Consider the following 10,279-nt stretch of genomic DNA (forward strand, 5'->3'; position numbering starts at 1 on the left):
TACCCATGGCAACCCCGATTCATCCTCAACACCCCCCGTCAGCCAAGACCAACGGCAAACACTCCACCCCCCCGGTGGCCCAGCCGCTTCAGGAGAGCTCGGCGATCATTCAGGTGATCGAGCGTGCCGCCCTCAACCCCCAGGTCGACATCGACAAGATGGAGCGCCTGCTGCAGATGCAGGAGCGCGTGCTCGACCGCCAGGCGCTGATGGCCTACAGCGCTGCCATGGCGGCCATGCAGACGGAGCTGCCGAGCATCGCCGAGCGTGGCCAGGGCAACAACGGGGCCTACGCCACCCTGGAGGATATCGTCGACACCGTGCGCCCGATCATGCAGAAGCACGGCTTCGCGGTGAGCTTCCGTATCCAGACCCAGGAGCGTGGCATTCAGATCACCGGCGTGCTGATGCACCAGGAGGGCCACCGCGAGGAGACCAGCATGCTGCTGCCGGCCGATACCAGCGGCAGCAAGAACGCGGTGCAGGCCTTCGGCTCTTCCACCAGCTACGGCAAGCGCTATGTGCTCTGCGCGCTGCTCAACATCACCACCCGCGGCCAGGACGACAACGGCCATGCCGCCGCTCCGGTCAAGCTCGTCACTCCCTTCCAGGCCGGGCAGCTCAAGCAGCTGATCGCGGCCTGTCCTTCCACCACCCAGGAATGGTTCGTCGGCAAGTATGGCGAGGCCGAGCGGGTACCGCGCAGCGATTTCGACAAGCTGCGAGCCTCGCTGCACAAGCGGGCACTGCCCAACCGTCAACGTCACTGAGCCATCGGCGAGGGGTAAGTCCCTCGCCGCTATGCCGTCATGTCACCAAGGAGATCGTCATGCAGATCCTGAAACTGGAACAGGGCACGCCCGAGTGGCATGCCGCCCGTCTCGGCATCATCACCATGTCCGAGCTGAAGACCCTGCTGGTCAAGGGTAAGGGGCCGGCGGGCTTCGGCGCCGGGGCGCTGAGCTACATGCATCAGCTGATCGGCGAGCGCATTACCGGGGAACCCTCAGACGCCTTCCAGGGCAATGCTCACACTCAGAGGGGCCATGAACTGGAGCCCATGGCCCGGGAGCTCTACCAGGAGGCCACCGGACTGCCTCGTCTCGAGCAGGTCGGCATCATCCTTAACCACGGGGTGGGCTACTCACCGGACTGCCTGGTGGATAGCCGAGGGCTGGCCGAGATCAAGACCAAGCTGCCCAAGTACCAGATCGAGCTGCTGCTCGAGGGTGAGCTGCCCCAGGAGCATGTCGCCCAGTGCCAGGGTGGCCTGTGGGTCAGCGAGCGCGAGTGGATCGACTTTGTCAGCTACTGGCCGGGTATGCCGCTGTTCGTGAAGCGCGCCTATCGGGACGAGGCGCTGATCCGCACCATCGCCGAGCGGGTCGAGGCGTTCTACGAAGAAATGGAGCGCCGCATGGCGCTTGTGATGGCGGCCTGAGGAGAACCACCATGACCCATCCCAAGCTGGTGGCCGGCGAAGTGGCCGGCACCTATTACGTCATTGATGCGGTGACAGAAGGTGAACTGCTGCAGATCGCCAAGCGGTTTGCCAAACGCAAGCTGGCCAGGGGACGCAAGATCACCCAGCCGGCGCTGGCCTTCGAGTATCTTCAGTTGCTGATGCAGGACTACGAGCACGAGGTATTCAGTGCATTGTTCCTCGACAACCGGCACCGCGTCATCCGCTTCGAGGAGCTGTTCCGCGGCACCATCGACTCGGCGAGCGTCTACCCCCGTGAGGTGGTCAAGCAGGCCCTGGCCTGCAACGCTGCTGCCGTGATACTAGTCCACAACCATCCCGCCGGTGATCCAGAACCCAGCGATGCAGACCGGCGTATTACCCAGCGGCTGAAGGACGCGCTAGGCCTGGTCGACATCCGCGTGATCGATCACGTCGTGGTCGGGAGTGAAGGGTGCGCGTCCTTTGCGGAGTTGGGGTACCTGTGAATCTAACTACACGCCATAATGCCGGTGCCCCCGTGCGTGGGGGCATCGGACTATGTCGGGATGGTCTTTTTTTTGGTTCATCGCACTTTGCCGGGAAACGCGGCGATCTGCAGACCCAGGCACGCGGGCTGCTGAGCATCAGCGCGCCGGTATCGTTCGCCATCCGCCATATGGCGCCGCTACTCAACGACTATCAGCGCGCGCACCCCGCCGCGGGCATCGACCTGCAGCTCAACGACCGCAATGTCGATATCGTCGAGGAAGGGTTCGATATTGCACTGCGCATCGGGCACCTGAAGAGTTCATCGCTGATCGCCAAACGCATCGCGCCCGTTCGCCTGGTGATGCACGCCTCGCCCGAGTATCTACAGCGTCATGGCATGCCCGCCAGCCCACAGGATCTCCGTGGGCACCGTTTCCTGCGCTACAGCTACATGGAAGAGAGCCGCGAGCCGCTGTTCCAGTGGCTGCAGCTTGCTGGTGGAAGTGAGATGAGCGAGATAAACAGCAACAATGGCGATGTGCTGATGGAGGCGGCGATCGCCGGCGCCGGTATCGCGCTACAGCCGACGTTCATTTCGAGTAGTGCCATCCAGCAGGGAAGGCTGAGGGTGGTGCTCCAGGAACATGAACCCGAGCCTCTCGGGCTCTACGCGGTTTACGCCCACCGCCAGCTGCTGGCGAGCAAGGTGCGTCACTTTGTCGATTTCCTGGATGGGTACTTTGGCAGCCCGCCCCACTGGGACAGTTTTTAGCCTGGATATTGCACCAAGCCGGGCGCTATCGCCTTCAACCCACGTTCTCTGCCGGTGAGAACCCGGTCAGCCACTAGCTAGCTGCGATGGGTCAGGCTCATCAGGTAAAGTGCCCCGGCCAGTGCTAATACCGAAAGTGCCAGGTAGATCGCCTCCAGAGGCGTCTGGAATCGAATATCCACGACCGCGCGGAAGAACTCGATGATCACTGCCAGGATGACGACCCGAGCAATCTTGTCCTTGAGCTCATCAAAGGACTCAACATTGAACGGGTGCTTGGAGGCATGCTCCTCAGCCTGTTCGATAGGAGAAACGAACAGCCGGTAGACCCCGAGCCCGAAGATCAGCAGCACAATGGCCACTAGATAGATGTCCACGGCCATGACGATGCTCGGAACCAGGGTGTCATGAATATCCACGGCCCCATCGACCAGATAATAGGACACTGCGGTAATCGCCAGCTTCAGGATATCCATGGTACCAATCAAGAACAGGACCAACGCCCCAAGAAGGCTCGGTATTACCGCCAGCATCACCAGAAAGCGCGAGTTCCAGAGCCAGTGCTCAACGCGCCCCTCCCATCGTCCTTGCCGGGGAGGGACAGTTTCTCGTTCTTGTAGCCGTTCCTGCGTCATGCCGTTCTCCTGATGCGCCATGGATCAAACTCAGATTGGGTCGTTTCAGCCCCTCCGCAACGAGTACTCGCGTCGCCGTTGTTCGGGGCCTGCCAGATAGGTTTCAACGCCCGTACCCTCGCTCCTCGACCGAAACATCGCCCATGTGCCAACCGTCGCGCCCCTGAGCCTTTACCCGATAGAAGGACCGGCCGATCAGCGCGCCAGACACGCCTGCAATCGGCAACACTGCCGACATTGGGCTGATGTACCAACTGTTACCGGCTCTGCAGCCTGTCATTAGGTAGTGATGAGTCCAGTCCAGCTCGGTAGGCCGCGAAGGCACGTCTGGCCGCCACCATGGCCTGACGTTGTTCTCCCTCGCCGGGACAGTCGAGGACCGCCTGGTCAACGTAACGCGGCCAATATCTACAAGCGCCCGGGGCGCCAAGAAAGCTCAGCGGGACTTCGCTTCCCAAGGACTCGCGAATGCAACGGGCGATCACCTCGGCTCCCAGCCGCGAGCCCTCGAGCACATAGCGAACCCCCAGCAATTCGGCCCGAGTGGCAGGAACCTGCATGCCAGGCATCATCACCCTCTCCTGGGGCATGATCCCCAAGGCTGCCAAATCAGCCTGCAGCTGTGGCAGGCGCATAGGCGATATCTGGTCACTCACTGATAGGAGGACAGCTCCCTCGAACACGGCACTTTCCAGGGCAGCATGGGGACCATGCATGGCGAGCAGCGAGCGCGCATAGCTTTCTCGGGTCAACCCAGAGCGAACCAGACGCTGCAGCTCGGGGTGGTGATCGAGCGCATGATGGTCCGTGCGTGTCGCTTCACGCAGCCGCTGCAAAACGGTGTAACCCTGGCGATCATCCATACCGCCCTCATTCATCATGACCCAAGGCCGTCGACAGCACGCGTAGCTTGAGCAGTTTCAGCTGGGTGTGTGAAGGCCATGGCCGTGAATAGCCCATGCGCTTCTCTACCCAACGCTCGAATGAGCGTCGAGGCGCGATGGGGTGTGCCCCGCTCGAGTTCTCGGCTGGCTTGTCAGGGTTGCCGCCCCAGGCAACTTCATGGATCTCCTCGGCACGGCACAGGAACAGGCGCAGCCGCCGACCGTCCTTGAGCGGTATCGAGGTGGCCAGCAGGCCGGCCACCTCAGAAAGCGGCATGTCCGGACACTCCCTGGCCAAACTTTCGCTGATTCGGGTCAAGGTGCCGTCGCTTTCGCACCAGGCACTCACCGCCTCTAGCGCCTCGGGCTCCAGGCATAGCCCTTCGGTGAACAGGTCACGGCCGTTGTCGAGCATCACGCCATGGGCTTCGAACTCATCCATCAGCCAACGGCTAATCGTAGGCCAGGCAGCCTCGAGGCTGCCCTGCTCGGCCAGATGACGGCGCATGGCATCGAATCGGCGTTCGATGGTATCGATCAGCTCCATGCGTTGACGTGCCTCGTAATCGCGTCTGGCGAACTCGAAGCGCTTCACCTCATCCGACAAGCGACGCAGTGCAAGTGGTGAAAGTCGTCGCGGTGTGTAGGCATGGAGCGAGATCAAGCCTGCCAATTTGTTGGCAACCAACAGAGGAAACGATACTGCGCCCTGCACGCCCATGTTCCCCATATAGTGCTGGTGCACGGGCGATACACTGCGCAGATCTACCAGGGAGAGGTCCGGCGGACTAGACGTGAGCCCTACTAACTCGACGCTATCTGCCTGGGCATCGGGGATGGTCCGCCAGGGGTTCTTTGCATACAGCGCCCGAGCCACCTGAGGAATGTCGCTAGCCGGGAAGCGCAGGCCCAGATAACTGCCCTGCGCCTGCTGACTGGTTGCCTCGGCGATCACCTCCCCATTGCCGCCGTGTAGGAATGTGTAATAGAGCACGCGGTCGAAGCCGCTGTACTGTCTGAGCGCGCTGACCAACGTCTCGCGGGCTAACGCGACGTCGGTGTCGTTTCGAAACGTTGACCAGTCGCCCCCCCGGGCAGACGACTGGCCCTCCTGATCAGGATGGCTCCCCGTGGCGGGCAGTAGTTCGATCATGATGTGCCCATCATCGCCACGCACCGCCGCCAGTGCGACCTCTTCCTCGAGTTCCCGCAAGGCGTTGTGAGTCAGCCGCTCGCCCGGGGCAGTGCCCAGTTGAGTCAACGCTTTCTCTAAATGCTCGGGGAGTGCACCGCCGACGAGCTGCTCTGCCGTCTCACCCAGCCAGTCGAATACGTTGCGTGAGGCGTGGGTGATGGTCAGCGCAGCATCGACCACCAGTAACGCCCCGTGAGGCTGTATCGCTCCGGAAAGGTGCAGCCTTTCCTGTTCACATGCATCGATGAAGCCGCGGGTGACATTCATGTCATTTTTGTTCCTGTGGTGTCGTTGTAATGTCGCTTCCGCTCAGACTGGCCAGCCGTCCAGCATAGTCAGCCTCTTCCTCGGGGCGAGCCATCAGGTAACCCTGCAACAGGTCACAACCTTGCTCCCGCAGCCATTCTCGCTGGACCTCCGTCTCGACGCCTTCTGCAACGGTCCGCAACTCCAGAGCCTTGGCCATGCCGAGTATCGCTCGCACGATAGCCTCGTCGTTGCGAAGATGACCGCCGAGGCCGTCGATGAAGCCCTTGTCGATCTTGAGTTCGCTCAGGGGAAGTGACTTGAGATAGGCCAGCGACGAATAGCCAGTGCCGAAGTCGTCGATGGACAGAGCGATGCCTGCCTCGCGCAGTCGCTCGATATTGCCCAGCGCCGTGCTGGTGCGCTCCACTAGCGTCCGCTCGGTCAGCTCCACCTGGAGAAGTGTGGCGCTGATCCCATAGGTGCACAGCCGCTCAAGCAGGATATCCAGGAAGCGCTCGTTCTGAAGGCTGGCCCCCGAGATGTTGATGGCAACCGGCAGCTGTACAAGCCCCTGAGCACGCCAGCGAGCCAGGGCCTCTATGGCCAGCTGTAAGACGCGTCGATCCACTTCCATGATCAGGCCGCAGCGCTCGGCGGCCGGAATGAACTCATTGGGAGGGATGTTGCCAAGCTCGGGGTCATGCCAGCGAAGTAGCGCCTCGGCGCCAAACAGCGTCCCATCTGCAGCGACGAACTTGGGCTGGAAAACCAACCGTAGCAGGTGGTCTTTCAAGGCCCGGCGCAAAGCGGTCTCCATATTGGCTTGATGCACCAGTTTCGCTTGCAGCTCCGGCTTGAACACCTCGAAGCGATCGCGCCCACTCTCCTTGGCGCGGTACATGGCGGTATCGGCGGCCTTGGTCAACTCCGATGCATCCTGGCCATCCTCAGGGTAGAAGGCCAAGCCGATACTGGCGGACACAAACAGAGAACGCTGCTGAACCACCACCGGCTCACGTAGCACCTCGACGATGCGCTGGGCGACCAATTCGGCTGCCTCCACTCCGGTGTTGTTCAATACCACCGTGAATTCGTCGCCGCCCAGGCGGGCCACGGTATCTATCTCGCGTACCACACGGCCAATGCGGCCAGCGACCTGAACCAGGAGTTCGTCGCCCGCATCGTGGCCCAGGGTGTCGTTGATGGCCTTGAAGTTGTCCAGATCAAGGAACATTAGCGCCAGTGGACTCTCACTTCGCCGGGCCTGCGCCAGAGCCAGATCAAGGCGATCCTGAAACAGGGTACGGTTGGGGAGGCCGGTCAAGGCATCGTGAGTGGCCAGATACTCGACCTTGCGCTGCGACTCCTTGAGGTTGGAAATGTCGGCAAAGACGCCGACGAAATGCTGGCCATCGCTTTCATCGATGCGGTTGATGGTCAACCACAAGGGAAGCGTTTCGCCGTTCTTGCGGCGACTCCATATCTCACCCTGCCAGAAGCCCTGTTTCTGTAGGGTCGCACGCATCATGTCGACAATAGGCGATTCCTGTGCGTCTTCTGCCATCAGGCGACCGATATCCTGGTCGATGGCCTCCTTAGCCGCGTAGCCGGTGATTCGCGAAAAGGCGGTATTGACGGACGTAATTCGGCCCCGGACGTCGGTGACCACGATCGCTTCGCCGGCTTGCTCGAATACCTTGGCGCTCAGACGCAGTTGACGTTCCGCCTGCTTACGCAGCGTGATGTCCTCGGACTCGGTGATGATCGAAACGGGCCGACCCTCGGCATCACGCAGTATCTGATGCACTGTGCGCAGCACGCGCTCCTGCGCGCCGGGCAGCAAATGCTCCGCGACAACCTGGCACTGTTGCCTGAGCGCCTGCATGTCATGGCTCCAGACATCGGCGGCAAAGGCTTCGGGAAACAGCTCGAAGTCGTTCTTGCCCATCACATTCTGGGCTTCAAGACCAAACGCTTCGCAGAAACTCGGGTTGGCGAATTCGTAGATCCCGGACAGGTTCTTCATCGCCAGCAGAATGGTGGTGTTGTGCATCAGGGTATCGAGCCGCACGCGCGATTCCTTAAGCGCCGTCTGAATCTCGGTCACTTCCGTCACGTCGACCAGACTTACCACCAGCAGTTCAACCTCTTGGCTTTCTCCGATACCCGGCGTGACCCCCATCTGTACCAGGCGCTCGCCCAAATTGATCAGCTCATCGTTCGGTTCGCCATGGGAAATAGCTCCGCTCAGAAGCGACTCCAGCGGCAACAAGGCCTCCGGAAGCCGCAGACGAGTAATGTGCTGCTGCAAAGCGCCTGTGCGCAGCTTGAACTGGCGCGACGCCGCAGCATTGTAGCGACGCAGATGATAGTCCCGATCGAAGACAAGGATCGGAAACTCCAGCGAGTCGTAGAGGTGTGTGTATTCATCATTGAGCTGCTGAAGCTCGGCGGTCTTGACGTTGAGCTCTTCGTTGAGGCTCATCAGCTCCTCGTTGGTGGCCTGCATCTCCTCATTGGCCGCCTCGAACTCCTCATTCGTCGCTTGCAGCGCTTCGTTGGAGTTCTGTGCCTCCTCATTGAGCGACTGCATCTCCTCGTTGGCGGTGGCGAGTTCCTCAATCAGCGACTGGAGATGCTCACGGGTCGCCTGCAACTCGCCCTCGGCTTCCGCAGGAGCCAATCCTTTGGGCGCGGCAGGGCTACCTTTGGCAACGGGAGATTCGCACGGCTCCATCATCACCATCATCATCTGGAGATTGCTGTTAGCTGCCACTGGCCGGACAGAGAGGCGCCAAGTCTCATTGTCGACGACACGCTTGTGGCCCAGCATCACTCTTGGCGACTTGCCTATCTGGTGAAGCATGTAGAGTAGCTCGGCACGGAAAGGGGCAGCGATCGCCTCGGCAATGGCGACCTTGTTGTGTCCCCGAGGAACCAGAAGCACTCGCTCGACGTTACCGGCGGTATGCAGGATGTTGCCCTGGCCGTCACACAGCGCCACCGTGGCACCGAGATGGGCCACCACGCCATCGAGCAGCTGCTGAATTTCGAGATCCCGGCGCTGACGCGGCACCACTGGGGATAGTCGCTTCGACGTCTTAGCAAGGTGGGGCTGTGGGTCGCCCTGTTTACGATAGGTTCGCTCGCGCCGATCCAGGGGGGCGAACAGCGCCTCGGACTGGCCTGCGCTCTCGCTGCGACCAAGAAACAGGATTCCACGCTTGCGCAAGGCGAAATGAAACCGCTTGAGGACACGGGCCTGGAGCTGGTTGTCGAAATAGATCAACACATTGCGACAGCTGACGAGGTCGAGATGCAAAAAAGGTGGATCTTCCACCAAGTTATGACGCGCGAAGACAATCATGTTGCGCAGGCGCTTTCCCGCTTCGAAAGTGCCGTTGTGCGGGTGGAAGTAATCCTGCAGCAACGCTTCGGGTACGGTTTCCATGGCCATCGCCGGATAGACACCACGACGCGCCACCACGAGAGCTTCCTCGTCAATGTCGGTGGCAAAGATCTGGACCGCTGGAGCGTCGGGAACCTCGCGCAGCGCTTCGGCGAACAGCATGGCAATGGAATAGGCCTCCTCACCGGTCGCGCACCCCGCAATCCAGACGCGGATACCCTGGCCATCGTCGCGGCAGCGCTGGCAGATGGTGACCACCCGGGAGCGCAAGGCATTAAAGGCACCGGCATCACGGAAGAAGGCGGTAACGGAGATCAGGATATCGCGAGCCAACGTATCCAACTCATCTGGCTGCTCCTCAACCAGCATCAAGTATTGTTCGTGGGTCTGAGTGCCGGTAGCCACCATGCGCCGACGGAGACGGCGGGACAGGGTGCCGGCCTTGTAGCCCGAAAAATCGATGCTGCGGCGTTGTTTGAGCTTCTCCAGCAGAACGACCGGAATCTCCTCGCCGGCACTGCTTTGCGAGGGAACGTGCATCAGAGTCAGCTCGGCCAGCTTGCCGGCCATCGCATCGGGCGTCAGGACGAAGTCTGCAACCCCGGCTTCGATGGCCGATTGCGGCATGCCGGAGTACTTGGCAGTGACTGGATCCTGAACCAGCGTTACCCCACCAGCGGCCATGATCGTGCCCAGTCCGACGGTGCCGTCTGATCCGATGCCGGAGAGCACGATGCCGATGGCGTTATCGTTGGTATCAGCCGCCAACGAGATGAAAAAGTCGTTGATGGAAGGCGCCGGCACTCCCTCTGTGTTGGCCGGAAGGAGGCTTAACCGTCCCTCGCGCAGGACAACGTTGACGTTGGGCGGTGCTAAATGGATAACCCCCGCTTCAGGCGTATCACCCTCCTGGAGGACACGAACGCTCAGCAGGGTTCCCCGGGAGAGAGTTTCCGGCAGCATGCTGCCGTCGGCTGGTGAGGCGTGCTGGAGCATCACATAGGCGAAAGGGAGGTCAGGATCGAGCCCACGAATCAGCTGCGAGATAGCCTCGAATCCGCCAGCGGAGGCCCCGACTCCCACGACGGGAGTGGGGAGTTCCTGTCTTCTGGCAGCTGCTGTCATGGAGCGATCCTTGCGGGCCGTGTTTTAACTAATGTCAGATTTTGCTGGACCAGAACAATGTCCTGGATCAGGGCACA

The 10,279-nt window shown here is 61.1% G+C and carries 8 protein-coding genes; 4 read left to right on the forward strand and 4 right to left on the reverse strand.

The genetic code is table 11. The features are described from left to right. Positions 1-5 precede the first annotated feature (5 nt). Genes ACR80S_RS14485 through ACR80S_RS14500 form a run of 4 tightly spaced genes read left to right on the forward strand, consistent with a single transcriptional unit; the run spans position 6 to position 2,705 of the window. Complete coding sequence (locus tag ACR80S_RS14485; protein ID WP_435403632.1) at positions 6-770, forward strand: ERF family protein; 765 nt, start codon at positions 6-8, stop codon at positions 768-770. Positions 771-829: 59 nt separating this feature from the next. Beyond that, positions 830-1,441 carry a lambda exonuclease family protein gene (locus ACR80S_RS14490; protein WP_435403633.1) on the forward strand — a complete coding sequence of 204 codons (612 nt, stop codon included), beginning with the start codon at positions 830-832 and terminating at the stop codon, positions 1,439-1,441. Between the two features lie 11 nt (positions 1,442-1,452). Beyond that, positions 1,453-1,950 carry a RadC family protein gene (gene radC, locus ACR80S_RS14495; RefSeq protein WP_435403634.1) on the forward strand — a complete coding sequence of 166 codons (498 nt, stop codon included), beginning with the start codon at positions 1,453-1,455 and terminating at the stop codon, positions 1,948-1,950. A gap of 32 nt (positions 1,951-1,982) precedes the next feature. Then, a complete protein-coding gene (locus ACR80S_RS14500) occupies positions 1,983-2,705 on the forward strand; it encodes a substrate binding domain-containing protein (protein ID WP_435403635.1) in 723 nt (240 codons plus the stop codon). A gap of 77 nt (positions 2,706-2,782) precedes the next feature. Here the strand turns inward: ACR80S_RS14500 and ACR80S_RS14505 are convergent, their stop codons facing one another. From ACR80S_RS14505 to ACR80S_RS14520, 4 genes are all read right to left on the reverse strand, one after another. Beyond that, the gene (locus tag ACR80S_RS14505; RefSeq protein ID WP_435403636.1) at positions 2,783-3,340 is read right to left on the reverse strand and encodes a YqhA family protein; all 558 of its coding nucleotides are present in this window, start codon (positions 3,338-3,340) and stop codon (positions 2,783-2,785) included. A 257-nt stretch (positions 3,341-3,597) separates the two neighbouring features. After that, entirely contained in the window at positions 3,598-4,203 is a 606-nt protein-coding gene (locus tag ACR80S_RS14510; protein WP_435403637.1) for a biliverdin-producing heme oxygenase, read from the reverse strand. 7 nt (positions 4,204-4,210) lie between these two features. Then, positions 4,211-5,686: a GAF domain-containing protein gene (locus tag ACR80S_RS14515; protein WP_435403638.1), complete on the reverse strand. Its 1,476-nt coding sequence runs from the start codon at positions 5,684-5,686 to the stop codon at positions 4,211-4,213. A 1-nt stretch (position 5,687) separates the two neighbouring features. Continuing rightward, positions 5,688-10,202 (reverse strand): EAL domain-containing protein, encoded by a 4,515-nt coding sequence (locus tag ACR80S_RS14520; protein WP_435403639.1) that lies wholly within the window; start codon positions 10,200-10,202, stop codon positions 5,688-5,690. Positions 10,203-10,279: the final 77 nt, after the last annotated feature.

Origin of the sequence: Halomonas salsilacus, assembly GCF_051216275.1 — a bacterium.
GTDB lineage: Bacteria > Pseudomonadota > Gammaproteobacteria > Pseudomonadales > Halomonadaceae > Halomonas.